Consider the following 25260-nt stretch of genomic DNA (forward strand, 5'->3'; position numbering starts at 1 on the left):
CCGGCACCGGAGCCGGTGGCGGAGTCGCGCCGTGGCACAACCCCGCCACCGGCAACTGTTCACGCAGCTGGAGCGGCGACGGTAGAACCGTCGCATGCCATCCCCCTCACAGCCCTTCACCTGGGTCTACGCGAGACGGCGGCTGACCGCCGCCGCCGCGTCGGCCGGTCTGGTCGCGGCCGGCCTCGCCGCGATCCAGGACCCCGCGACGGCGGCCAGCCCGCCCCCGGCCGGCCTGGCCGCCCAGGGCACCCACACGGTCACCCTGATCACCGGCGACGTGGTCACGGTCACCACCTTCGCGGACGGCAAGGCCACCGCCGAGGTCGACCGGCCCGACAACGCCACCGGCGGCGTACGCGTCCGGCAGAGCGGCGACGACCTGTACGTGCTGCCCGACGAGGCCCTGCCGCTCCTGGACGGCGGCAAGCTCGACCGGCGCCTGTTCAACGTCACCGACCTCATCGAGATGGGGTACGACGACGCGAAGACCAAGACGTTGCCGCTGATCGCGGCGTACACCCCGGCGAAGGCACGCACGGCGAAGCCGGCGCCGCCGCGCGGCGCGAAGCTGGTCCGCGACCTGCCCAGCGTCGGTGGCGCGGCGCTGACCACCGAGAAGAAGCAGGCCCGCGCCTTCTGGTCCACCGTCGCGCCCGCCACGGCGACGGCGCCGGCCCGGGCCCTCGGCGACGGCGTGACGAAGCTCTGGCTCGACGGCCGGGTCAAGGCGGCACTGAAGGAGAGCGTGCCCCAGGTCGGCGCGCCCGCGGCGTGGGCCGCCGGGTACGACGGCAGCGGGGTGAGGGTCGCGGTGCTCGACACGGGGGTCGACCCCGGCCACCCCGACCTGGTCGACCAGGTCGACGACAAGGTCAGCTTCGTGCCCGGCGAGGACACCTCCGACGTCAACGGGCACGGCACCCACGTCGCCTCGACGATCGCCGGCACCGGCGCGGCCTCCGGCGGCGACCACCGGGGCGTCGCCCCGGGCGCGGACCTGATCGTCGGGAAGGTCCTCGACAACGGCGGGTACGGCCTCAACTCCTGGATCATCGCCGGCATGCAGTGGGCGGCCGAGTCCCGGGCCGACGTGGTCAACATGAGCCTCGGCGACGGCTCGCTGACCGACGGCACCGACCCGATGGTCGCCGCCGTGGACGCGCTCTCCGCGCGGCACGGCACGCTCTTCGTCGTCGCCTCCGGCAACTCCGGCCCGCAGACCATCGGCTCGCCCGGCACCGCGCCGAGCGCGCTGACGGTCGGCGCGGTCGACAAGCAGGACGCGCTGGCCGGCTTCTCCAGCACCGGCCCGCTGGCCCGCACCGGCGCGCTCAAGCCGGACCTCGCCGCGCCCGGCGTCGGCATCGTCGCGGCCCGCTCGCAGCAGGCCGCCGGCGAGGGCCCGTACCAGGGCATGGACGGCACCTCGATGGCCACGCCGCACGTCGCCGGGGCCGCCGCGATCCTCGCCCAGCGGCACCCCGACTGGACCGGTCAGCAGCTCAAGGACGCGCTGATGAGCAGCGCGAAGGGCCTGGCCGACGAGTACCGGCCGTACCAGGTCGGCACCGGCCGGCTCGACGTGGCGGCGGCGGTGCGTGGCACCGTACGCGCCACCGGCTCGGCGTTCTTCGGCACCTTCGACTGGCCGCACGAGCCGACCGACGCCCCGGTCACCCGGTCGGTCACCTTTACGAACTCCGGCACCGCCCCCGTGACCCTCGACCTCGCCCTGACCGGCGGCGGCCCGTTCGCGCTGGGCGCCTCCTCGGTGACCGTGCCGGCGGGCGGCAGCGCCGACGTCGCGGTCACCGGCGACCCGCGCGGCGACGCGCACGGCGAGCTGACCGGCTACCTGGTGGGCACCGACGCCGCCACCGGCGCGGCGGTCACCCGTACCGCGCTGGGGCTGCTCAAGGAGAACGAGCGGTACGACCTGAAGGTCAAGCTGATCGGCCGCGACGGCAAGCCGGCCGACGCGACGGTCCTGGTGAACCGGGCCGGCGAGCCCAACCCCGGGCAGTACCCGGTCGCCGGCGAGCGGACGCTGCGGCTGCCGAAGGGGACCTACACGGTCGAGGCCGTGCTGGACGTCCCCGGCGAGCGGGGCGACCGGCTCGGCTTCGCCCTGCTGCTGGACCCGGAGACCGTGCTCGACCGGGGCACCGAGGTGGTGCTGGACGCGCGCCGGGCCCGGCTGCTCGACACCACCGCGCCGGAGCGGACCGAGGACCGGCAGCGCAAGCTGGACTACACCGTCGGGTACGCCGACGGCAGCGACTTCCGGGCGGCGTACCAGCTGCCGATCCGCTACGACGACCTGTACGTCCTGCCGACCGAGCGGGTCAGCACGGTCTCGTTCACCATGGCGGCGCGGTGGCGCAAGGGGGAGCCGATGCTGAGCCTGCGCATCCCCGGCCGGTCCCCGATCGACGCCACGGTCCAGCCGGGCAGCACCGTCACCGCCGGCACCGAGACGCTGCGGCCGGTCTACGCGGGCACCGGTGCCCCGGAGGCGTACGCCGGTCTCGACGTCAAGGGCCGGGCCGTGGTGGTGACCCGCAGCGACGCGGTCGACCCGACCGTCCGGGCCGCCGCCGCGGCGGCCGCCGGCGCGAAGCTGCTGCTGGTCGTCAACGACGGCGCCGGCATCCTCAACGAGTACGTCGGCGAGTCCGCCATCCCCGTCGCCACCGTGCACCGCGACGCCGGCAAGCAGTTGATCGCCGCGACCCGGGGCGGGCCGCGGAAGCTGACCGTCACCCGGACCCCGTACGCCGGCTACGTCTACGACCTGGCCCGGGTCTGGCCCGGACAGGTGCCGAACCAGCCGCTCGTCTACCACCCCCGGCAGCGGGACCTGGGCCGGATCGACGCCCGCTACCACGCGGCCGTGGACTCCCCCGGCTCCGGCTACCGGTACGACATGGTCTTCAGCCCCTCGTTCGGCTTCGCGGAGTCCGAGTCGCACCCGGACACGCGCACCGAGTGGGTCACGCCCGACGTAATCTGGCACGAGGTGCACGACCAGGGCGGCTGGACCGACACGGCCTACCTCAACACGTACGCCAAGGGCACCACGACCAGGTTGGACTGGTTCGCGCCGGCCGTCCGGCCGGCCTTCAACCGGGCGTTCGGGGTGCGCAACAGCCGCTACCAGGACTACATGACCCTCAACGTGCAGGCCTGGAGCCCGTCGGACGACGTGCTGGAGCACGGCGGCAACATGGAGTGGGGCTCGGTGCCGACGCACCTCAAGCTCTACCAGGGCGACAAGCTGGTGGGCGAGAACGAGTGGAACGCCGACCTGCAGTGGAATCCGGTGCCCGCCGGCACGCTGCCGTACCGGCTGGTGCTGGACGCCTCGCGGCCGGCCGAACGGTGGCGGCTGTCCACCCGTACGCACACCGAGTGGGACTTCGTCTCCGGCTCGAACGACGCCGACACCTTCGTCCCGTTCGCGCTGCTCCAGCTCGACTACGCGCTGGAGACCGACCTGCGCGGCGACGTGAAGGCGGGCACCAGCCAGCGGATCAGCGTCAAGGCCGGACCGCAGCCGGGCGGCACCGGCACCGGCACCGTCACGTCGGTCACGCTGGACGTCTCGTACGACGACGGCGCCACCTGGCGGAAGGTGACCCTGAGCAAGGGCGCGGGTGACCGCTGGACCGGTTCGCTCGACCTGCCGAGGAAGCCGGGCGGCTTCGTGTCGGTGCGGGCCAGCGCCGAGACGGACGCCGGCTTCGGCATCCGGCAGGAACTCATCCGGGCGTACGGCCTGCGGTGAGATGGCTGGCGGGGCCCCGGGACGCGGAGCGTTCCGGGGCCCTTCCCGACGACCGGTCCGCACTCCCGGGCTGGTCAGGACCGGTGACCGTGTCCCATACTCTGCCTGCCGCAGCGGGCAGAGGGAGGCAGCCACCGATGCTGGGCGCGTTGGGTCTGAGCCCCGGGGACGAGGCGGTCTACGGCCTGCTGGTCCGGCGGGGTCAGTCCGGCCCGGCCGAGCTTGGCGACGCCCTGCGGATGCCCGCCGTGGCGGTCGAGGCGGCGCTCTCGCAACTGACGGCGTACGGCCTGGTGAAGCGCGGCCCGGACGAGCAGTTCTCCGTGGCGCCGCCCGCCGTCGCGCTCGGGGCGCTGATCAGCGAGCAGCGGGGCGCCCTGCACAACGCGGAACTCGCGCTGGTCAGGCTGGCCGAGGAGTACCGCTCGTCGATCGCGGGGCGCTCGATCGACGAGCTGATCGAGGTGGTCAGCGGGGTCGACGCCGTCCGGCACCGGTTCGCGCAGGTGCAGCACGCCGCCCGCACGCAGGTGCGCAGCTTCGTCACCACGCCGTTCATCGCCGTGCCACCGGGCGCCAACGGGGTGGAGTCGACGGCGGTCGGCCAGGGGGTGCGGTTCCGGGTCGTGATCGACCGGCCGACGCTTGCCATACCGGGAGTGGTCGCCGAGACGCTGGAGTCGCTGCGCGACGGCGTCGAGGTACGGGTGGTCGACCACCTGCCGATCAAGCTGATCCTGGCCGACACGGAGCTGGCCCTGGTGCCGTTGACCGCCACGCCCGGCGGCGAGCCCGGAGCGGTGCTGCTGCACCGCACCGGGCTGCTCGCCGCGATGGACGCGCTGTTCGAGATCGTCTGGCGGCACGCGCACCCGCTCGACTCGTCGGCGCTGGCCGCCCCCGCCGACGACAGCGACGCGGGCCCCACGGCCGACGGCCCGACCGAGCTGGACCGGAGGATCCTGGCGCTGCTGCTGGCCGGGCTCACCGACCCGGTCGTCGCCGCCCAGCTCGACCTGTCGTTGCGGACGCTCCAGCGACGCCTGCGCCACCTGATGGACCTCGCGGGGGTGGAGACCCGGATGCAGCTCGGCTGGCACGCCGCACGCCACGGCTGGGCGTGACGGCCGGCGGGCAACGGGTGGCTCTCCCGTGCCTGCCGCTGCCGGCCGCATCCGTCGGGGCCGGCCCGCCCACCGTCAGGAGAAGAGGCCGCGCCGCTGGAGCGACTGGCGGATCCAGCCGTCGAGCTGGCCGGTGAAGTCGGTGCGCTCGGCGGTGGCGTGGTCGACGGTGAAGCGGCCGAAGGCGTCCCGGCCCTCGGTGAACAGGCCGCCGCGCTTGTCGAGCTCCAGCACCACCTGGATCTGCTGCGGGTCCGTGACGAAGGTGACCTCCAGCTGGTTGATCGCGCCGGCGTACTGGGGCGCCGGGTAGAACTCGATCTCCTGGTAGAAGGGCAGGCTCTGCCGCACGCCGTAGATGTGACCCCGCTCCACGTCGGCCCGGGCGAACCGGAAGCCCAGCCGCAGGAACGCCTCCAGGAGCCGCTGCTGGGACGGCAGCGGGTGCACCGCCACGGCGTCCAGGTCACCCTTGTCCACTGCCCGGGCCACCTCCAGCTCCGTACGCAGCCCCATCGTCATCCCGTGCAGGTGCTGCCCGTACAGGTCGGTGAGCGGGGTCTCCCACGGCACGGGGAAGCGGAACGGGATGTCGTGGCGCTGCCCCGCCTCCAACCGGAAGGCGCCGGTCGCGGCCTGCCGGTGGAACTCCTGCGTGGTCTCGTAGTCGTTGTCGCCGCTCTCCACCTCGACCCGGGTGACCAGGCCCAGGGCCACGTACTCGACGTCGACCGAGTGGTCGCCGCCGGCCACGTGGATGACGCCCTCCAGCTGGCCGCCGGGGCGGCAGTTCGGATTCGCCAGCACGGTTTCCACCGACGGGCCACCCACACCCATCGCCTGCATGAGCCGCTTGAAGACCACGACACCCTCCATAACCTGTTCCGGTGCGCCGACGTCGCCGCCGGTCGCCGGCCCTACTGGCCGACCGCTGGCACGGTAACCGCCTGCGGCAACAAGCGCCCGGCGACGAGCCGCCCACGCTGAGCAGGTGTCCGACGAGAATTCGTGTCGGGTCCCCGATCGCCTCACTCCCGTTTCACGCCCCGCCCGCCAAGCTAAGTGTCACACCGGCACCACCGCGCCGGATCCAACGGCACAGACGTGGACACGGGGAGAACTGAGATGGCCCAGCACATGATGGAGCACCGGACGCGCCCGGCCGGCACCACCGAGGCCGCGAGCGCCACCGAAACCCTGACCGACCTCGACGCCACCGACGAGCGTGGCGTCTCCACGGACCTGGTCCGGGCATACCTGAACGGAATCGGCCGGACGAAGCTGCTGACCGCCGCGCAGGAGGTCGACCTGGCCAAGCGGATCGAGGCCGGGCTGTTCGCCGAGGAGAAACTGGCGACCTGCACCCCCGTCTCGACGGAGCTGCGGGCCGACCTGGAGCTGGTCGTCACGCAGGGCCGGGCCGCGAAGGACCACCTGCTGGAGGCGAACCTGCGCCTGGTGGTCAGCATCGCCAAGCGCTACACGGGTCGCGGCATGGCCTTCCTCGACCTGATCCAGGAGGGCAACCTCGGCCTGATCCGCGCGGTCGAGAAGTTCGACTACGCCAAGGGCTACAAGTTCTCCACCTACGCCACCTGGTGGATCCGGCAGGCGATCACCCGGGCGATGGCCGACCAGGCCCGCACCATCCGCATCCCGGTGCACATGGTCGAGCAGGTCAACCGCATGGTCCGGGCCCGCCGCGAGCTGGCCGTCTCGCTGGGCCGCGAGCCCACCGTCGCCGAGGTCGCCCGGGCGATGGACATCCCGGAGTTCCAGGTGATCGAGCTGATCTCGTACGACCGGGAGCCGGTGAGCCTCGACCAGGCGGTCGGCGAGGACGGCGAGAGCGCACTCGGTGACTTCGTGGCGGCGGTCGACCCGAGCGCCGAGCCGGGTGACGCCGCAGCGCAGGGCGAACTGCGCAACGAGGTGAGTATCGTGCTGTCCACCCTGTCCCAGCGGGAGCAGGCCGTGATCCGGCTCCGGTTCGGCCTCGACGACGGCCGGCAGCGCACCCTCGACGAGGTGGGGCGGGAGTTCGGCCTGTCCCGGGAGCGGATCCGGCAGATCGAGAAGGTGACCCTCCTGAAGCTGCGCGCGCCGGAGCGGGCGCAGCGTCTGGAGGCGTACGCCTGCTGACGTCCCCCGCACCACGCGAGGCCCCGGCGGTTCGCCGGGGCCTCGCGTTCGTCCGGCCGGGCTCCTTGACCCGGGTCGCCCGGCGGGCTACCAACGGGTGTGAACTGGACTCTGGAAGTGGTGATCGTGCCGGTCTCCGACGTGGACCGGGCCAAGTCGTTCTACGCCGACCAGCTCGGCTTCGTCGTGGACCACGACACGGTGGTCGGCGACGACGCGCGGATCGTGCAGCTGACCCCGCCCGGTTCCGGGTGCTCGATCGTGATCGGCAGGGGGATGGTGCCCGACATGCCGGCGGGCTCGCTCAGGGGACTCCAACTGGTCGTGCCCGACCTGCGTCGGGCACGCGCGGAGTTGGTCGGGCGCGGCGTCGAGGTCAGCGAGATCCAGGTGATCGGCGAGAACCCGCGCCCGGTGCCCGACCCGCTGGACAACGTCGGCTTCCTCTTCTTCACCGACCCCGACGGCAACGCCTGGGCCGTGCAGCAGATCTCCAGCCGGGCGGCCTGACCGGTTCGCAGCCGCGCCGCGAAGTGTCAGGAAGGGCACCTTCCTCTACCGCAGGCGTGAGGAAGGTGCCCTTCCTCACAGGCGGCGGGGGCCGGTGTCGGGGCGGGGCACGGCGGAGCCGATCCGGACGGTGGCGTGCAGCACCGAGATGCCGTCGGGGCGGGCGAGCACCGGGTTGAGGGTCAACGCGCGGACCCGCGGCTGCTCGTCGGCGAGCCGCCCCACCCGCAGCAGCAGGTCCGCCAGGGCCGCCCGGTCCACCGGCGCCGCGCCCCGGTGGCCGCGCAGCAACGGCGCCGCCCGGGGCTCGTCGACCAGCTCGGCAGCGTCCAGGTCGGTGAGCGGCACCGCCCGCCAGGCCCGGTCGCCGAGCAGCTCGGTGGCGACACCGCCGAGCCCGAAGCCGACCACCGGGCCGAACGCCGGATCCTCGACCAGCTCGACCACGCAGGCCACGCCCGGCGGGACCATCGGCTGCACCAGGACGTCCGCGCCGAAGACCGCCGCCATCTCCGCGTACGCCCGACCCACCGTGGCCGCGTCGGGCAGGTCGAGCCGGACCGCACCGAGGTCGAGCCGGTGCCGCAGCCCGGGGGCCGCCGCCTTGAGCGCCACCGGGAAGCCGAGCAGGGTCGCCGCGTCGACGGCCTGCGCGGCGGACCGCACGGGCACCGACTCCACCACGTCGATGCCGTACGCGGAGAGCAGTCCCCCCGGATCGAGGGCCTCCGGGCGCAGGGCGGCGTGCGCCGCCGCCCCGTCCACCCGGGGCAGTTCCGGCAGCACGCCCGCCGGCCGGCGCAGCCAGTCGGCGTACGCCGTGACCCGGGCGAGGGCCCGGACGGCCTCCTCCACGCTCGGGTACGCGGGCACCCCGGCGGGCGCCCGGCCGACCAGGAACGTCGCGACGGCCGGCTTGCCGGCGGCGAAGGCGCTGGGCAGCGCGGCGGTGAAGTCCGCCTCGCTGTCGGCGAGCTGGCCGGGCAGCGGCGGGGCGAACACCACCACCAGCGCGTCCACCCCGTCGTCGGCGCCCGCCTCGGCGAGCGCGGCGGCGAACTCGGCCGCGCCGGCACGCGGGCCGACGTCGCGCGGATAGCCGTGGGCGACGGTGAGCCCCTGCGCGGCGCAGGCGGTGGCCGCCAGCCCGGTCAGCGCCGAGGAGTTGCCGACCACGCCGACCCGGCTGCCGGCCGGCAGCGGCTGGTGGGCCAGCAGCACCCCGACGTCGAGCAGCTCGGCGACGGTGTCCACCCGGATCACGCCGGAGTGGGCGAACAGCGCCCCCACGGCCACCTCGTCCGGCCCGGCGGAGTCGCCCACGCCGGGCGGGCGGGCCGGCGAGGCGAGCGCCACGACCGGCTTCTCCCGGCCGATCCGGCGGGCCAGCCGGGCGAACTTGCGCGGGTTGCCGAAGGTCTCCAGGTACAACATGATCACGTCGGTGCCGGGGTCGTCCTGCCAGTACTGGAGCAGGTCGTTGCCGGAGACGTCGGCCCGGTTGCCGGCCGAGACGAAGCTCGACAGCCCCAGCCCGCGCCGGTCGGCCTCGGCCAGCAACGCCACCCCGAACGCGCCCGACTGGCTGAAGATGCCCACCCGCCCGGGCACCGGCAGCCGGGGCGCGAGCGTGGCGTTGAGGCGTACCGCCGGGTCGGTGTTCGCCACCCCCAGGCAGTTCGGGCCGACCACGCGCATGCCCGCCGCGTGCGCCGCGCGGACCAGGGCGCGTTGCGCGGCCGCGCCGTCGGCGCCGGCCTCGGCGAAGCCGGCGGAGATGACCACCAGGGCGTGCGCGCCGGCGGCGGACGCGTCGGCGACCACCTCCCGCGCCGCCCCGGGCGGCACCGCCACCACGGCCACGTCGACCGGCGCGCCGGCGTCGGCCGCCGACGGGTACGCCGGCAGCCCGGCCACCGTCTCCGCGGTGGGGTGCACGGGGACCACCGGGCCGGGGTAGCCGCCGTCGCGCAGGTGCCCGAGCACCGCCGCGCCGACGCCCTGCCCGGTGGCGCTGGCACCGTAGACGGCGACGCCGCGCGGGGCGAGCAGCCGGGCGATCGAGCGGGCCTCGGTGCGGTGTTCCCGGCCGCGCTGCACTTCGAGGGTGGCGTCGGTGGGCGCGATGGGAAAGGTCAGGTGCACCACACCGTCGGCGAACTGCCGCTGGACCTGGTAGCCGAAGTCGGAGAAGACCCGCAGCATCGCGCCGTTGGCCGGGAGCACCTCGGCCACGAAGTTGGCGATGCCGCTGCGGCGGGCCGCGTCGGCCAGGTGCTCCAGCAACACCGAGCCGATGCCCCGGCCCTGGTAGGCGTCCTCGACGACGAACGCCACCTCGGCCTCGGGGGACTCCGGGCCGAGCCGCTCGTAGCGGCCGACGGCGACGATCCGGTCGCCGACCAGCACCACGAACGCCTCCCGGTCGCGGTGGTCGACGTTGACGAAGCGGCGCAGGTCCCGCTCGGGAATGCGCGGGTACGGGGAGAAGTACCGCAGGTAGCGGGTGCGCTCGGAGAAGCGCGAGTGCATCGCCACGATCTCCGGCCCGTCCGACGGGTGGATCGGCCGTAGTTGCACGGTGGTGCCGTCGCTGAGCAGCACGTCCACCGGATGTTCCACAGTGGTCACCTGTCGCGGCCCTCCCCGGCCAGCTCAGTCCCGCGGGTCGTGCGGGTCGAGGCCGAACAGCGGGAAGGCGGTCTTGCGGGCCGCCGCGATCGCCCGGTCCACCGCGTTCGGCTCGCCGGTCGGCTGCCACGGCTCGTACGCCGGGTCGACGTCGTCGGTCATCCGCAGCGGGACCGGCCGGCCCGGCCGGCGGGCGGCGGCAAGTTCCCGCCACGGGGCCGGGGTCAGCCGCGCCGGGTCGAGCGGCTCCCCGGTGGCCACCGCGAGCAGGTGCGTCCAGGCCCGGGGCACCACCTCGACCAGCGCGTACCCGCCACCACCAGTGGCCACCCACCGGCCCTCGCAGAGCTCGTCGGCGAGCGCCCGCAGGGCCAGGTACGTGGCGCGCTGCCCGTCCACGGAGAGGTTGAGGTCGGCGAGCGGGTCGAGCCGGTGCCCGTCGGCCCCGCACTGGGTGACCAGCACCTGCGGCCGGAACGCGCGCAGCACCGACGGCACCACCGCGTGGAAGGCGCGCTGCCAGCCGGTGTCGTCCACGCCCGGGGGCAGCGGCACGTTCACCGCGCTGCCCTCGGCTTCCGGCCCGCCCGTCTCGTCGGGGAAGCCGGTGCCCGGGAAGAGCGCCAGCGGCGTCTCGTGCACGCTGACCGTCAGCACCCGCGGGTCGTTCCAGAAGACCTGCTGCACCCCGTCGCCGTGGTGCACGTCCACGTCCACGTACGCGATCCGCTCGGCGCCCAGGTCGAGCAGGCGGGCGATGGCCACCGCCGGGTCGTTGTAGACGCAGAACCCGGCGGCCCGGGCCGGCATGGCGTGGTGCAGCCCACCGGCCACGTTGACGGCCCGCCGGGCCTCGCCGCGCCAGACCGCCTCGGCGGCGGCCACCGTGGCCCCGGCCACCAGCGCGCTGGCCTCGTGCATGCCGTCGAAGACCGGATTGTCCGAGGTGCCCAGCCCGAACCCGGCGAAGAGCGGGTCGCGGGGGGCCATCCGCACCGCGTCGAGGTAGCGCGGGTCGTGCACCCGGGTCAGCAGCGCGTCGTCGGCCGGCTCCGGCTTGACCAGCCGCACCCCGGGACGTTCCAGGACACCCAGCTCGCGGGCCAGCGCGAAGGTCAGCTCCACGCGGACCGGGTCGAGGGGATGGTCCCCCATGTCGTAGGCGAGCAGGGACTCGTCCCACACCACCACCGTGTCGTCGGACATGACCTCATCGTCGCACGAGCGCCCCGGCGGCCCCGACGCACGCGCTGCCCGGCCGCCCGGTGTCGCCCCGGCGCGCGGTCGTCCGGTCGCCGCCGGCGCGGTCCGCTCAGCCCGGGGTCGGGCCGGTCGCCACCGGGCGGGCCGGATCGGCGACCCAGTTGCTCCACGATCCGACGTAGAGTGCCGCGTCCGGACGGCCGGCGAGGTGCAGCGCGAGCACGGCCTGCGCCGCGGTCACCCCGGACCCGCAGTACGCCCCGACCGGCCGGCCCTCGCCGACCCCGGCGGCGGCGAACCGCGCGCGCAACGCGTCGGCGGCCGGGAACCGGCCCTCGGCGACGTACTCGGGGGCGGGCAGGTTCACCGCGCCGGGGATGTGACCGGCGACCGGGTCGACCGGCTCGGCCTCGCCCCGGTAGCGCGGGGCGGCGCGCACGTCGAGCAGGACGCCGTCGTCGGCCGCGGCCAGCCGGGCCGCCTCGCCGGTGTCGAGCACCGGCAGCGCGCCGGGGCGCACCTCGACGTCGCCCGGCTCCGGGGTCGGCACCGCCGTGCTGGTGGGCAGCCCGGCGGCGAGCCACGCCGGGAAGCCGCCGTGCAGCAGCTGTACCGGCCGGTGGCCCGCCCAGCGCAGGGTCCACCAGGCTCGGGCGGCGGCCATGCCGTCGCCGCCGTCGTACACCACCACGGGACGACCGGCCCGGACGCCGGCGCCCCGCAGCGCGGCCTGGAGCGCGGCGGGGTCGGGCAGCGGGTGGCGGCCGGCGGGGCCGGGCGGCCCGCAGAGGGCCGTGTCCAGGTCGACGAAGACCGCGCCGGGAAGGTGGCCGGCGGCGTAGTCGTCCCGGCCGGGCGGGCCGGCGAGCCGCCAGCGGACGTCGAGCAACGTCGGCGGGTCGGCGTGCTCTTCGAGTACGACGGCGAGCTGGTCGGCCTCGACCAGCAGATCCTCGGTTCGGGACATGGCGTCCAGTCAACACCATCCCGGTAGGTACCTGGCGGTTCGCCGTGCGTCGTTCAGCGAACACCGAGGTAGCATCGTTGCCCGGAGGGCCGCTGGCGTGAAGCACGATTCTGGTCGACACGACCCAGCCTGAAGTTACCTTCGCCGCAGCAGGGAAGGGATGAAGGTGTCCAAGACGGATTTGGTCGACACGACCGAGATGTACCTCAAGACCATCCTCGAGTTGGAGGAGGAGGGGGTGCCGCCCCTGCGTGCCCGGATCGCCGAGCGGCTGGGGCAGAGCGGGCCCACCGTCAGTCAGACCGTCGCCCGGATGGAGCGCGACGGCCTGCTCACCGTCGAGGGCGACCGGCACCTGGCGCTCACCCCGCACGGCCGCAGCAACGCGGTCTCGGTGATGCGCAAGCACCGGCTCGCCGAACTGCTGCTGGTCAACGTGATCGGGATGCCCTACGAGGAGGCCCACGAGGAGGCCTGCCGGTGGGAGCACGTGATGAGCGACGCGGTCGAGAAGCGGGTCTACGACCTGCTCAACCGGCCGACCCGCTCGCCCTACGGCAACCCGATCCCGGGGCTGGAGGAGCTGGGCACGCCCGAGCCGTCGACCGCCGAGGCGGCCGAGGGTGAGCGCAACCTGGCGTTCCCCGGCCTCACCGGGCCGGTCGTCGTCCGGCGGATCTGCGAGAGCGTGCAGACCGACGCGGACGTGCTCCGGCAACTGCACGCCGCCGGTGTGGACCCGGGCGCGACGGTGACGGTGGCCCAGGAGCGTGACGGCGTCTCGATCGACCGCTCCGGCGACCGCATCCGCCTCCCCCGCGAGGTAGCCTCCCGCGTCTTCGTAGCCGCCCACTAACCCGCCCCTCCTCCCCCGCGCCCCTCCCCCTTCCCTTCCCCTCCCCGACTGCCCCGCCGATCTTGCACTTTCTGCCCGAACGCTTCCGACATAACGGGCGATCCGAGGGCCAGAAGTGCAAGATCGCCGCGAGGGGTGAGGCGGCGGGGCGGGGGTGGTCTAGAGGGTGCGGGTCTTCAGGGTCTGGGCCAGGGTTGTCAGGGCGGTGGTCAGGGTTTCGGCGTCGGTTTTGCCGGTGGCGGGCGGGGTGGCGTAGCGCAGGGTGGCGAGGCTGCCCTCGGCCGTCAGCCAGCCCACCTCCGCGACCGGCCCGTGGGCGCCCTTGGCGGCGATGGTCTGCCGGTACGCCTTCTGGCCGAGCCCGGAGACCTTGGCCGCCTTCTCCGGCACCACGTCGGCGGTGAAGCCCGCCGCGTCGATCGACGCCTCCGTGACGGTCAGCGTCAACTCCGGCAGGGCGCTCTGCCCGGAGCGCACCACGCAGGTGTGGCTGTCGCCCGTCCTGCTGGCGGCGGCGACGTCGAAGCGGAAGCCGGCGTGCTGCTCGATCACGCCGAAATCCAGCAGCCGGCACGCACCACCGGACGAGGCGGCCGCCACGTCGGCTGCGGCCGGCGGTGGCGGTAGCGGTGGCACGGACACCGGTTCCGGCTCCGCACCACAACCCGTCACCAGCAGCACGCTCAGGCTGGTAAGCCGAATCCGCCCACGCACCGTGAACCTCCGTGATCGTCGGCAGGGCACCCGCCGAATCTCCGTCGGACACCGTACGGGCTTCCCGGCCGCCACGACAGCCCGCACCCGTACGTGAACGGGCACGCGCATGAACGGGCGCACATTGCGCGCAAAAGCGCATGAGCCGGGCACCGGCATCCCCGGGACTAGTTCGACCGGTCGTCGACGTACGGGCAGTGCCGGCAGCCGCGACCGCAGCAGGTGCCGCGCCGGGCCAGGAAGCCCGCGCTGAGCACGAACAGACCGGTGGCCGGGTCCAGGTAGCCGGCCTCACCGGCAGCCAGGGCGGCGGCGTGCACGGCCAGGATCCGGTCCCGCTCCGGGTGCTCGGGCGGCAGCCGGGACGGGTGCGGCTCGGTCAACGGCCGGTCCGCCAGCGGTCGTCGTTCTCCGGTCACCGACGCATTCTAGGAACCGCGTGGTCCCGTCCCCACCGGTCGGATAACCGGTGGCGCCGATCCGGACGACACCGCCAGGCTGACCCGATGGGCCATCACCGGGCCGGGCGCCAGCGTTCCGCGGCAGCCCGCACGATGCCGTCCGCGTCCCGTGACGTCCCGGGGCCGCACGCCGGCCTCGCGCGTCTCCTGAGCCAGTGGCGTACGTCGGCACGGTCCGGGAACCCGACGTGACGCAGCAGGCCGCCAGGCCCGCCGGGGCCGGTAGACCGCGGCGGCCGTCGCTGCTGCGCGACCGGAACTTCGGGCTGATCCTGGCCGGGCAGACGACCAGCGAGCTGGGCAGCCGGGTCGCCAACGTGGCGGTGCCGCTGCTCGCCGCCAGCACCCTCAGGGCCAGCGTCTTCCAGGTCGCGCTGCTGACCGCGCTCGCCTGGCTGCCGTACCTGATCTTCTCGCTGCCCGCCGGAATCCTGGCCGACCGGGTCGACCAGCGGCGGCTGATGGTCGCCTGCGACCTGGGTCGGGCGGCGCTGCTGCTGTCGGTGCCGGTGGTCGCCCTGGCCGGTCGGCTCACCCTCGCCTTCCTGTACGCGGTGGTCGGGCTGTCCGGCGTGCTCACCGTGCTGTTCACGGTGGCGCACAAGAGCATGCTGCCGCGACTGGTGCCGGCGGACCGGCTCGTGGACGCCAACGCGAAGCTCACCGTCAGCCAGGACTCGGCCGAACTCGTCGGCCCGACGCTCGGCGGCGTGCTGGTCGGGCTCGTCGGGGCGGCCCGGACGTTCGTCGTCACCGGGCTCGCCTTCGCCGTCAGCGGGCTCACGCTGCTGCTGATCCGCAACGTGCGGGCCGCGCCCGCGCCCCGGGACCGGGTGCCGCTGCGGGTGGAGATGACCGAGGGGCTGGCCTTCGTCCGGCGCCAGCCGATCCTGCTGCGGATCCTCGCCTGCACCACCACGTCGAACTTCTTCGTGATGGCCTCCGGCTCCATCGAGGTGGTCTTCCTGCTCCAGGAACTGCACGCCCCGCCGGCACTGGTCGGGCTGGTCTTCTCGGTCAGCGCCGTCGGTGGCCTCGTGGTGGGCGCGCTCACCCACCGGTTGACCGCCTGGCTCGGCTCGGCCCGGGTCATCTGGGTGGCGATGGCGGCGCCCGGCCCGCTCTACCTGCTCATGCCGCTGGCGCAGCCGGGCTGGGGAGTGCTGCTCTACGGTGTCGGCCTGGCCGCGTTCTCCGCGAACGCGGTGCTCTACAACGTCGCCACCCTGACCTATCGGCAGCGGATCACGCCGCCCGCGCTGCTGGGCCGGGTGAACGCGGCGTTCCTCTGGGTCTGCTTCGGCGTCATCCCGCTCGGCGCCCTCACCGGCGGTACGCTCGCCAGCCAGCTCGGGCTACGGCCGGCACTGTGGATCTGCGTGCTCGGCACATGGAGCGCCGCCCTGTTCGTCGTCCTGTCCCCGCTACGGAGGATGCGGGACATGCCCGCGGCCTGACCGGTCGGGTCCGCCCGCGGCCGGCGGAAGCACGTTGGCTTTCCGATCCGTCCGGCCTATGGTGGCTCCATGTGTTCGGCCGGTCAGCAGAGGAGCACCGCCGTCGTGGTGACGACGGCGTCCGCTGCTGCCTGCCCGCGTGCCCTGCGGACGGTCGTGGCGACCCGGGTGGTGCGATCCGCGGTCGCGCCGTCGTGTGCCAGCTCGGCCGCCTCCGGGCTGCCGAGCCCCGTCCCCGCCGGGCGTAGCCCTCCGTGGACCGGTCGCAACTCTCGCGAACGGCCACCAGGGCGAAGCTTTTCAGCTTCGGCCCTTTTTCTATTTCCGGAACAGGAGCTACGCCATGACCACGCCCACCCAGTCCAGCGAGCAGAAGTGGCTCGATGACCTGCGTACGACGCTGACGACCGATTTCGAGGCGCAGACCGCACGGCTCACGCAGTTGACGGCCGACACCGGCGACCCGGGCGAGGCGCACACCCAGAGCGCGCTAATCGCCGCCACCCGGCGGAGTCTGGAGCAGATCAGCGGAGCCCTGCGGCGCATCGCCGAGGGCCGCTACGGCACCTGCGAGAGGTGCACCGCGCCGATTCCCCGGGAGCGCCTGGAGGTGCTGCCGCACGCCCGCTTCTGCGTGCCCTGCCAGCAGAAGCAGCACTGACCCGCCAGGGCTGCCGTGCCGTGCCGCCACCCCGGCACGGCAGCCCGTCGGGTCAGCCGAACCAGGTCATCGCCTGGCCGTGCGAGCGGGCCCAGGCCAGTGGCCGCCCGTCGAGCGCGAGCACGTTGTGCAGCGCGGAGTCCGGCGGGTCCGGCAGCACGCCGTGGGGCATCACCTCTGGCGCCTCGTTGCTGATCCAGTGGCCGGGCAGTCCGCGTACCAGCTGGGCGAACGCCTCCCGGCGCGGGGTCGGCACCTGGTAGAGCACGCTGGTGTGGAACACCACGAGCGTCGCGCCGGCCGGCGCCTGCGCGGCCAGTGCGGGCAGGTCGTCCACCAGGTCGCCGCGCGTGAGCAGCGGCGGGTCGGCCGCGGCGACGGCTGCGGCGGCCCGCAGCCGGGCGCGCCGGTGCGTGTGCTCGGGCCAGATGAGGGCGTCGAGCCAGGCGATTTCCGCCGGGTCGGTCACCCGCAGCGGGTTCAGGTCCAGGCCGGCCCGCCACACCACCTCCGGTAGCCGGGTCGGCGGTGCCACGCCGGTGGCCGCGCAGTCGAGCACCGGCTCGCCCGTGCCGAGCAGGTGGTCCCCGTAGCGGTAGGCGTACCGGTCGGGGTAGAGGCAGAGCCCGGCGGACGCGCCGACCTCCAGCAGCGCCAGCGGCTGCGGCAGCGCGGCGAGCACCGGCAGCAGTACGGCGCACCGCCCGGGCTCGTTGGTCTGGGTGGCACGGGCGTACAGTTCCGCCTCGACCGTCGGCCAGTTCGCCACCACGAAGTCGTGGAACGCCGCCGGGTCGTCGACCGGCCCGCCGAGCAGCCGCACCACGCCGAACAGCAGGTTCGGCTGCCGCCTGGCCGGCGGGAGCGGGGCGAGCAGGTCGAGCAGTTCCGCGTCGCGGGAGACGGCGAGGCAGAGGCGTTCGTACGTCGGCGACACCCCGCGCGCCTCACGGGTGCCGAACTCGACGTAGCTCTCGGCGGTCGTCATGCCCCGATGATCGCCGACACCTCACGTTCTCCGCTCCCCCGTGCCGAGCCGACCGCTACCAGGATCACGCAACTTCCGGGATGTTGTCCCCTCCGCGCTCCCGGAGGGGACAACATCCCGGAAGTAGTCCGCATCCCGCGCAGGGGCGCGGCGGCCCCGGACCCGTCGCGTACCGGAAAGTCCTCGAAGAAATCCGCGAGGCGGTGTCGGGGCGGGGCGGGGGCGTTCGTAGCAGGGGTGAGAGGCCCACGAGGGCGCCCGAGGAAAGGGGAACCGCGATCATGAAGCTGACGACCACCACCCAGGTATCCGTCGATGGCGTGATGCAGGGTAACGGCCCGTCGGACGAGGACCGCCGAGCCGGATTCGAGCGGGACGGCTGGGCCATGGGGTACTTCGACGACGCGGCCTTGACGTTCGTCAACCAGGTCTACCAGCGCGCCGACGCGTTCCTGTTCGGCCGGCGGACCTACGAGATCTTCGCCCCCTACTGGGGCGTGATGGATCCGGGCAGCAGCCCCATCGCGGACGCCCTGAACACGAAGCCCAAGTACGTCGCGTCGACCACGCTCACCGGACCGCGCTGGGCGGACACAACCGTGCTCACCCGTGACCTCGCGGCGGCCGTCGGCGAACTGAAGGCCAGGTCGGCGGGTGAGTTGCAGGTGCACGGCAGCGGTGCCCTGATCCGGTGGTTGCTCGAGAACGACCTCGTCGACGAGATGAACCTGCTCGTCGTCCCGGTGGTCGTCGGGCAGGGCACGCGGCTGTTCCCCGCCACCGGCCCGGACCTGGCGCTCGACCTGGTCGAATCGCGAGCCTTCCCGAAGGGCGTCACCCTCCAGGTCCACCGGCCGGCCGGACGCCCGCGGTACGCGACCCGGTGAAAGACGTGACGCACGGGACGACGTTCACCACCGGCGTACCGGAAAATCTTGAAAGAGATCCGGGGGCGGTGTCGGATCGTGGCAGCGGTGTTCGTAGCAAGGGTGAGTGGCCACCCACGAGGAAGCCCCGAAACCGTAGGAGATGACCATGCAATACCTGGTCTCCGTGATCGACGACAAGACCAACTCCGGCACCCCGAGCGAGATGGCCGCCATCAACGCGTTCAACGACCGGATCAGGGCCGAGGGCCACTGGGTCTTCGCCGGGGGCCTCGCGGCGCCCGACACGGCCACCGTCATCGACAGCCGGGGCGGCGATCCGGTGTTCACCGACGGGCCCTTCCTGGAGACGAAGGAGTACCTCGCCGGCTTCTGGGTCATCGAGGCCCCCGACCTCGACGTGGCGCTCAAGCTCGCCGCCGAGGGATCGAAGCACTGCAACCGGCGGGTCGAGGTGCGGCCGTTCCTGTGAGCGTGGACGACGTCCGGGAGGCGGTCACCCGCGCCCACCACGAGCAGTGGGCGCGGGTGGTCGCTGCCCTGACCAGGCGTTTCGGTGACCTCGACATCGCCGAGGAGGCGGCGGCCGAGGCGTTCGCGACCGCCGTCGAGCGATGGCCGGGCGACGGCGTACCCCCCAACCCCGGCGCCTGGTTGACCATGACCGCCACCCGCAAGGCCATCGACCGGATCCGGCGCGAGAACAAGCGCGACGACAAGCAGAGGGAGGCTCAGATGGTGAACGCGGACCCGCCCGAGCCTCTCGGCGTCATCGACGACGAGCGGCTGCGGCTGATCTTCACCTGCTGTCACCCGGCGCTCGCGATCCAGACCCGCATGGCGCTGACGCTGCGCATGGTCGGCGGTCTGACCGTGCCCGAGATCGCCCGCGCCTTCCTGGTAACTGCGACTGCCATGGAACAGCGGATCACCCGCGCAAAGACCAAGATCAAGGCGGCGCGGATCCCTTACCGGGTGCCGTCCGCGCAGGATCTCCCGGCACGCGTCTCCGGCGTCCTCGCCGTCCTGTTCCTCGTCTTCAACGAGGGCTATCTGGCGACCGGCCCCGACACCGACCCCGTACGGCACGAGCTGACCGCCGAGGCGATCCGGCTCACCCGCCTGATCCGTGCCCTGATGCCGGACGACGGTGAGGTGGCCGGGCTGCTGGCGCTGATGCTCCTCATCGAGGCCCGCCGCACCGCCCGGGTCTCGGCGAGCGGCGAACTGGTCCCCCTCGACGAACAGGACCGTGGGGCCTGGGACGCGACGCTGATCGCCGAGGGGCATCGACTGGTACGCGAACGCCTGGCCTCCGGTGTGGCCCCGGGTCGCTACCAGATCCTCGCGGCGATCAACGCCGTGCACACCTCCGCCCGCGACGTACGCGACACCGACTGGTCGCAGGTCGTCGCCCTCTACGACCAGCTCGTCCGCCTCGACCCCTCACCGATCATCGCCCTCAACCGGGCCGTCGCGGTCGCCGAACTCGACGGCCCCGAGGTGGCACTGGCGACCGTCGACCGGCTCGGGAACAGCTTGGCCGGCTATCACGCCCACCATGCGACCCGCGCCGACCTGCTGCGCCGGCTCGACCGCGGCCAGGAGTCGCGCGCGGCCTACGACAGGGCCATCGAGCTGGCGGGCAACACCGCGGAGACCGCCTACCTGATCCGCCGCCGCGACCAACTGAGGTAACGCCACACCCCCCTGACGCCCCCACGCCCCCACGCACTTACGCCCCCACGCCCCCACGCCCCCACGCCCCCACGCCCCCGCGAGCTTGCACTTTCCGCCCCGGCGAAAGTAGCAAAAGCCGCAAAGCAGGGGCAGGAAGTGCAAGATCGCCGGTACCGGTTACCCCAGCCCGGCCCGGTGGCCGCCATGGTGTTCCACCCGTGGGCTCCGTCGGCCTCCGGCGGCAGGTGAGGCTGTCCCGTGGCGTCGACATCCACGATCCGCAGGCGCGAAAAGGAATGAGCCCCGGGCGCAGGAACGCCCGGGGCTCATCGCATTCGTACGTCAGCTGCAGCCGCTGGTGGAGCCGCAGCCCTCGCAGACGTAGCAGCTACCGGCCGGGCGCATCTTCGTACCGCAGGTGAAGCAGAGCGGCGCGTCGGCGGCCTTGCCGATCACGGCCTCCAGCAGCTCCGTGCTGGAGCCCACGGACGGCGCCGGCTTGGCGGCGGCGACGTCGGCCACCTCCTGCGCCGGCTGGGCGACCGGCCCGGTCTTCGGCTCGGCCGGCGCCTCGACCGGTGCGGAGGCGGCCATCGCGGTGAGGTCCGCACCGCTCGCCTCCGCCTCCGCCTCGGCCCGGAGCTGGGCGGCCCGCTCCCGGGCGGTGAAGATGCCCAGCTCCGCGCGGCGCTCGTACGGCAGGAAGTCCAGCGCCAGGCGACGGAAGATGTAGTCCATCACCGAGGCGGCCATCCGCACGTCCGGGTCGTCGGTCATGCCGGCCGGCTCGAAGCGCATGTTGGTGAACTTGCTGACGTACGTCTCCAGCGGGACGCCGTACTGGAGACCGATGGAGATGGCCACCGAGAAGGCGTCCATCACGCCGGCCAGGGTCGAGCCCTGCTTCGACATCTTGAGGAAGACCTCGCCGAGGCCGTCGTCCGGGTAGGACGACGCGGTGAGGTAGCCCTCGGCGCCGCCGACGGAGAAGCTGACCGTCTGGGACGGGCGCTTCTTCGGCAGCCGCTTGCGCACCGGGCGGTACTCGACGACCTTCTCGACCGCCTTCTCCACCTCGGCCGGGGCCTGGATGGTCGCGGCGGCCTTGTTCGGCTTGGCGACCGACAGCGGCTGGCCGACCTTGCAGTTGTCGCGGTAGATCGCCAGCGCCTTGAGGCCGAGCTTCCAGCCCTCGAAGTAGATCTTCTCGACGTCCTCGACGGTCGCCTGCTCCGGCATGTTGACCGTCTTGGAGATGGCGCCGGAGATGAACGGCTGGACGGCCGCCATCATCCGCACGTGGCCCATCGGGGCGATGGACCGCTCGCCCATCGCGCAGTCGAAGACCGGGTAGTGCTCCGGCTTGAGGCCCGGGGCGTCGACCACGTGACCGTGGTCGGCGATGTGCTCCACGATGGCCTCGACCTGCTCCTCGGGGTAGCCGAGGCTGCGCAGGGCGCGCGGCACGGTCTGGTTGACGATCTGCATCGAGCCGCCGCCGACCAGCTTCTTGAACTTGACCAGGGCCAGGTCCGGCTCGACGCCCGTGGTGTCGCAGTCCATCATCAGGCCGATGGTGCCGGTCGGGGCGAGCACGCTGGCCTGCGAGTTGCGCCAGCCGAACTTGTCCCCGATCTTGTTGCCCTGGGTCCACTGCTTCGTCGCCTCGCGGACGATAGCGGTGGCCACGGTGCCCGAGGGCTTGATCTCGTCGTTGGCGGCGGCGTGCTTGCGCATGACCCGCTTGTGCGGCTCGGCGTTGCGGGCGTAGCCGTCGTACGCGCCGACGACGCCGGCCAGCTCGGCCGACCGGCGGTACGCGGTGCCCGTCATCAGCGAGGTGATCGCGGCGGCCACCGAGCGGCCCTGCTCCGAGTCGTACGGCAGGCCGGAGGCCATCAGCAGGGCACCCAGGTTGGCGTAGCCGATGCCGAGCTGCCGGTAGGCGCGGGTGGTCTCGCCGATCTTCTCGGTCGGGAAGTCGGCGAAGCAGATCGAGATGTCCATCGCCGTGATGATGAACTCGACGGAGCGGACGAACTTCTCCACCTCGAAGCCGCCGTCGGCACGCAGGAACTTCATCAGGTTCAGCGAGGCCAGGTTGCACGAGGAGTTGTCCAGGTGCAGGTACTCCGAGCACGGGTTCGACGCGGTGATCCGCCCGGTCTCCGGGCAGGTGTGCCAGTCGTTGATGGTGTCGTCGTACTGGAGGCCGGGGTCGGCGCACTCCCAGGCGGCCTGGGAGATGGTGCGGAACAGGTTCTTGGCGTCGATGGTCTCGATCACCGCGCCGTCGAGCCGGCCGCGCAGGTCGAAGCCGCCGCCGTTCTCCACGGCGGTCATGAACTCGTCGGAGACCCGGACGGAGTTGTTGGCGTTCTGGTACTGCACGCTGACGATGTCGGCGCCGCCGAGGTCCATGTCGAACCCGGCGTCGCGCAGCGCGCGGATCTTGTCCTCCTCGCGCGCCTTGGTGACCACGAACTCCTGGATGTCCGGGTGGTCCACGTCGAGGATGACCATCTTCGCCGCCCGCCGGGTGGCGCCGCCGGACTTGATGGTGCCGGCGGAGGCGTCCGCGCCGCGCATGAAGCTGACCGGGCCGGAGGCGTTGCCGCCGGAGGAGAGCAGCTCGCGGGAGGAGCGGATCCGGGACAGGTTCACACCGGAGCCGGAGCCGCCCTTGAAGATCAGCCCCTCCTCCTTGTACCAGTCGAGGATGGAGTCCATCGAGTCGTCGACGGCCAGGATGAAGCAGGCGCTGACCTGCTGCGGCGAGGGCGTGCCGACGTTGAACCAGACGGGCGAGTTGAAGCTGAACACCTGGTGCAGCAGCATCCAGGTCAGCTCGTGGGCGAAGATCTCGGCGTCGGCGGGGCCGGCGAAGTAGCCGTACTCCTCACCCGCCGTGCGGTAGGTGCTGACCACCCGGTCGATCAACTGCCGCAGCGACCACTCCCGCTCCGGGGTGCCCACCGCGCCCCGGAAGTACTTGGTGGTCACGATGTTCGCCGCGTTGACGCTCCAGGTCTCCGGGAACTCGACCCCGCGCTGCTCGAAGTTGACCGAGCCGTCCCGCCAGTTCGTCATCACGACGTCGCGGCGCTCCCAGGCGACCTCGTCGTAGGGGTGCACCCCCTCGGTCGTCCAGACCCGCTCGACCTTGAGCCCCGCGCCGGCCTTGTTCCGTGCCCTGCTCGTTGTCACACCGTCCCCCGACATCTCATCCGCCCCCTCGTCCGCGCGGCCACCCGCCGCGCGTTCCGACTGTCATCTACTGCGAAGAAACTTCAATTGGTACGGCCGGCGGCCTCTGCCGCCTCGGCCCCGGCGCCCTCCCGGGCGCGCGCGGCGGCCCGCAGCGTCTCGATCTCCCGCTCGAAGTCGGCGAGCGAGTCGAACGACCGGTAGACGCTGGCGAACCGCATGTAGGCCACCTCGTCCAGGTCCCGCAGCGGGCCCAGGATGGCCAGCCCCACCTCGTGGCTGGGAATCTCGGCGGCCCCCTTGGCCCGGACGGTCTCCTCGACCTTCTGCGCGAGCAGCGCGATCGAGTCGTCGTCCACCGGCCGGCCCTGGCACGCCTTGCGCACCCCGCCGATGATCTTCGTGCGGCTGAACGGCTCGGTCACCCCGCTGCGCTTGACGACCGCGAGGACGGCCTCCTCCACCGTGGTGAACCGCTTGCCGCACTCCGGGCAGGACCGCCGCCGGCGGATCAACTGGCCGTCGTCGGCCTCCCGCGAGTCGACCACCCGGGAGTCGGCGTGCCGGCAGTACGGACACCGCATCGGCCCGACCTCCTCCATCGATCGCGGGCCCCGCCGTGCCGCTTCCCGGGCACGCGTCAGCGCGACGGAGCCATCTGTCGATGGTCTTCGCCGTGTCGACGGTGCCGGAGTGCGGTCGGTAGTCGAACCCAACCTGTAGGCGACTTACGCCCGTGTGACTACTACATCTAGGGGTTGACCGTAGGCCGCTGCGGATCGGAGGTCAAGTTGGCCGGCGTGTCCGGCGCGTCACCGGAATCCGGCGCGGACCGGCCGACGCCGCCCGCCGGAGGACCAACCGTCCGACGCCCCCGACGGTTACCGGCCCGGCCGACGAAAACCGCCGACGAACGGACATTAGTCGAACACCCGTTCGACCCGACGTACCATTTATCAGAACACGAGTACGAGCCACCCGCTTTTTCGCCCCGACACGCCGAGCGAGGTCGTACAGATGTTTGAAAATGACCGATCTCACCTATACGGTCATGAACAACCGGCGCGGACCTTGGTCACCCGGCCAACTCGCACCACCATGTCAACGCGCACCATCGCACGCACCACGAGCCGCCAAGGCACCCAGCGCCGACCAGGGAGGACGGACGTGACCGAGGACCGGGCCAGCCGGCCGAAGAGCCCGCAGCAGATCACCGAGGCGGGCCCGCCGGCCACCCGACGCCGGGGCGCCGCGCGCAGCCGGACCGGGCAGCCCGCTGTGCGCCCGGTCACTCCGGTGGTCAGCGCCTTCCCCGACCCCGCGACGGTGGATCTCACCGCCCGGCAACGCCGGATCCTGGAGTTCATCCGCACCTGGGTGGAGCGGCACGGCTACCCGCCGAGCGTGCGGGAGATCGGCGAGGCGGTCGGCCTGGTGTCGCCGTCCAGCGTCGCCTACCAGCTCAAGGAGCTGGAGAAGAAGGGCTTCCTGCGCCGCGACCCCAACCGGCCGCGCGCGGTGGACGTCCGGGCGCCGGCCGACGTCGACGACGAGCTGGCCCGCTCGCAGCGGCCCACCCCGGCCTACGTGCCGATGCTGGGCCGGATCGCGGCCGGTGGCCCGATCCTGGCCGAGCAGGCCGTGGAGGACGTCTTCCCCCTCCCCCGCGAGCTCGTGGGCGAGGGCGACGTCTTCATGCTCCAGGTCAAGGGCGACTCGATGCTCGACGCGGCGATCTGCGACGGTGACTGGGTCGTGGTCCGGCAGCAGCCGACCGCCGAGGCCGGCGACATCGTCGCCGCCATGCTCGACGGCGAGGCGACCGTCAAGACCTACCGCCGCCGCGACGGGCACGTCTGGCTGATGCCGCAGAACCCGGCCTTCGACCCGATCCCCGGCGACGACGCCACCATCATGGGGCGCGTCGTCGCCGTGCTGCGCCGCATCTGATCCGCCACCGCGCCGGGTGGCCGTCGTCGACG

20 protein-coding genes are annotated in these 25260 nt (G+C 73.1%); 11 read left to right on the forward strand and 9 right to left on the reverse strand.

Annotated elements, in window-relative coordinates; translation table 11 throughout:
• Nucleotides 1-94 precede the first annotated feature (94 nt).
• Nucleotides 95-3790, forward strand: a complete 3696-nt coding sequence (locus ABZ809_RS21945; RefSeq protein ID WP_357564426.1) for a S8 family serine peptidase — start codon at nucleotides 95-97, stop codon at nucleotides 3788-3790.
• Nucleotides 3791-3927: 137 nt separating this feature from the next.
• Nucleotides 3928-4914, forward strand: a complete 987-nt coding sequence (locus tag ABZ809_RS21950; RefSeq protein ID WP_357564427.1) for a transcriptional regulator TrmB — start codon at nucleotides 3928-3930, stop codon at nucleotides 4912-4914.
• A 75-nt stretch (nucleotides 4915-4989) separates the two neighbouring features.
• Here ABZ809_RS21950 and ABZ809_RS21955 read toward each other — a convergent pair whose 3' ends face one another.
• A complete protein-coding gene (locus ABZ809_RS21955) occupies nucleotides 4990-5778 on the reverse strand; it encodes a sporulation protein (protein WP_357564428.1) in 789 nt (262 codons plus the stop codon).
• 273 nt (nucleotides 5779-6051) lie between these two features.
• Between ABZ809_RS21955 and sigB the strand changes: the two genes are divergently transcribed.
• Together sigB and ABZ809_RS21965 are read left to right on the forward strand one after the other, a co-directional pair.
• Complete coding sequence (gene sigB / locus ABZ809_RS21960; RefSeq protein ID WP_357564480.1) at nucleotides 6052-7056, forward strand: RNA polymerase sigma factor SigB; 1005 nt, start codon at nucleotides 6052-6054, stop codon at nucleotides 7054-7056.
• A gap of 99 nt (nucleotides 7057-7155) precedes the next feature.
• Nucleotides 7156-7566, forward strand: coding sequence for a VOC family protein (locus tag ABZ809_RS21965; protein ID WP_357564429.1), 411 nt, complete (start codon nucleotides 7156-7158; stop codon nucleotides 7564-7566).
• 75 nt (nucleotides 7567-7641) lie between these two features.
• On the opposite strand, the gene ABZ809_RS21970 is transcribed toward ABZ809_RS21965, so the two are convergent.
• The 3 genes from ABZ809_RS21970 to ABZ809_RS21980 all read right to left on the reverse strand — a co-directional run bounded on the left by ABZ809_RS21970 (nucleotide 7642) and on the right by ABZ809_RS21980 (nucleotide 12367).
• Nucleotides 7642-10197: a GNAT family N-acetyltransferase gene (locus ABZ809_RS21970; protein ID WP_357564430.1), complete on the reverse strand. Its 2556-nt coding sequence runs from the start codon at nucleotides 10195-10197 to the stop codon at nucleotides 7642-7644.
• Nucleotides 10198-10221: 24 nt separating this feature from the next.
• Complete coding sequence (locus ABZ809_RS21975) at nucleotides 10222-11403, reverse strand: acetoin utilization protein AcuC (RefSeq protein WP_357564431.1); 1182 nt, start codon at nucleotides 11401-11403, stop codon at nucleotides 10222-10224.
• A 106-nt stretch (nucleotides 11404-11509) separates the two neighbouring features.
• A complete protein-coding gene (locus ABZ809_RS21980) occupies nucleotides 11510-12367 on the reverse strand; it encodes a sulfurtransferase (protein ID WP_357564432.1) in 858 nt (285 codons plus the stop codon).
• A 160-nt stretch (nucleotides 12368-12527) separates the two neighbouring features.
• On the opposite strand from ABZ809_RS21980, the gene ABZ809_RS21985 reads away from it, so the two are divergent.
• Entirely contained in the window at nucleotides 12528-13223 is a 696-nt protein-coding gene (locus ABZ809_RS21985) for a metal-dependent transcriptional regulator (RefSeq protein ID WP_357564433.1), read from the forward strand.
• A 159-nt stretch (nucleotides 13224-13382) separates the two neighbouring features.
• On the opposite strand, the gene ABZ809_RS21990 is transcribed toward ABZ809_RS21985, so the two are convergent.
• Nucleotides 13383-13904, reverse strand: coding sequence for a hypothetical protein (locus ABZ809_RS21990; RefSeq protein ID WP_357564434.1), 522 nt, complete (start codon nucleotides 13902-13904; stop codon nucleotides 13383-13385).
• A gap of 200 nt (nucleotides 13905-14104) precedes the next feature.
• Nucleotides 14105-14356 carry a DUF5522 domain-containing protein gene (locus tag ABZ809_RS21995; RefSeq protein WP_357564435.1) on the reverse strand — a complete coding sequence of 84 codons (252 nt, stop codon included), beginning with the start codon at nucleotides 14354-14356 and terminating at the stop codon, nucleotides 14105-14107.
• Between the two features lie 197 nt (nucleotides 14357-14553).
• On the opposite strand from ABZ809_RS21995, the gene ABZ809_RS22000 reads away from it, so the two are divergent.
• Together ABZ809_RS22000 and ABZ809_RS22005 are read left to right on the forward strand one after the other, a co-directional pair.
• The gene (locus tag ABZ809_RS22000) at nucleotides 14554-15855 is read left to right on the forward strand and encodes an MFS transporter (RefSeq protein WP_357564436.1); all 1302 of its coding nucleotides are present in this window, start codon (nucleotides 14554-14556) and stop codon (nucleotides 15853-15855) included.
• Nucleotides 15856-16198: 343 nt separating this feature from the next.
• Complete coding sequence (locus ABZ809_RS22005) at nucleotides 16199-16516, forward strand: TraR/DksA C4-type zinc finger protein (RefSeq protein ID WP_357564437.1); 318 nt, start codon at nucleotides 16199-16201, stop codon at nucleotides 16514-16516.
• A 52-nt stretch (nucleotides 16517-16568) separates the two neighbouring features.
• Here the strand turns inward: ABZ809_RS22005 and ABZ809_RS22010 are convergent, their stop codons facing one another.
• Complete coding sequence (locus tag ABZ809_RS22010; protein ID WP_357564438.1) at nucleotides 16569-17504, reverse strand: DUF2332 domain-containing protein; 936 nt, start codon at nucleotides 17502-17504, stop codon at nucleotides 16569-16571.
• Nucleotides 17505-17785: 281 nt separating this feature from the next.
• Here ABZ809_RS22010 and ABZ809_RS22015 point away from each other — a divergent pair, with 281 nt between their 5' ends.
• From ABZ809_RS22015 to ABZ809_RS22025, 3 genes are all read left to right on the forward strand, one after another.
• Complete coding sequence (locus ABZ809_RS22015; protein WP_357564439.1) at nucleotides 17786-18391, forward strand: dihydrofolate reductase family protein; 606 nt, start codon at nucleotides 17786-17788, stop codon at nucleotides 18389-18391.
• A gap of 148 nt (nucleotides 18392-18539) precedes the next feature.
• Nucleotides 18540-18863, forward strand: coding sequence for a YciI family protein (locus ABZ809_RS22020; protein WP_357564440.1), 324 nt, complete (start codon nucleotides 18540-18542; stop codon nucleotides 18861-18863).
• A gap of 2 nt (nucleotides 18864-18865) precedes the next feature.
• Nucleotides 18866-20089, forward strand: coding sequence for a DUF6596 domain-containing protein (locus ABZ809_RS22025; RefSeq protein WP_357564481.1), 1224 nt, complete (start codon nucleotides 18866-18868; stop codon nucleotides 20087-20089).
• A 324-nt stretch (nucleotides 20090-20413) separates the two neighbouring features.
• Here ABZ809_RS22025 and ABZ809_RS22030 read toward each other — a convergent pair whose 3' ends face one another.
• Both ABZ809_RS22030 and nrdR read right to left on the reverse strand, forming a co-directional pair.
• A complete protein-coding gene (locus tag ABZ809_RS22030) occupies nucleotides 20414-23293 on the reverse strand; it encodes a vitamin B12-dependent ribonucleotide reductase (RefSeq protein WP_357564441.1) in 2880 nt (959 codons plus the stop codon).
• Between the two features lie 68 nt (nucleotides 23294-23361).
• Nucleotides 23362-23862, reverse strand: a complete 501-nt coding sequence (nrdR, locus tag ABZ809_RS22035) for a transcriptional regulator NrdR (RefSeq protein ID WP_357564442.1) — start codon at nucleotides 23860-23862, stop codon at nucleotides 23362-23364.
• Between the two features lie 583 nt (nucleotides 23863-24445).
• Here nrdR and lexA point away from each other — a divergent pair.
• Nucleotides 24446-25228: a transcriptional repressor LexA gene (gene lexA / locus ABZ809_RS22040; RefSeq protein WP_357564443.1), complete on the forward strand. Its 783-nt coding sequence runs from the start codon at nucleotides 24446-24448 to the stop codon at nucleotides 25226-25228.
• The last annotated feature ends 32 nt before the right edge of the window (nucleotides 25229-25260 follow it).

The sequence above is a fragment of the Micromonospora sp. NPDC047074 genome, from assembly GCF_040643815.1.
Classification (GTDB): Bacteria; Actinomycetota; Actinomycetes; order Mycobacteriales; family Micromonosporaceae; genus Micromonospora.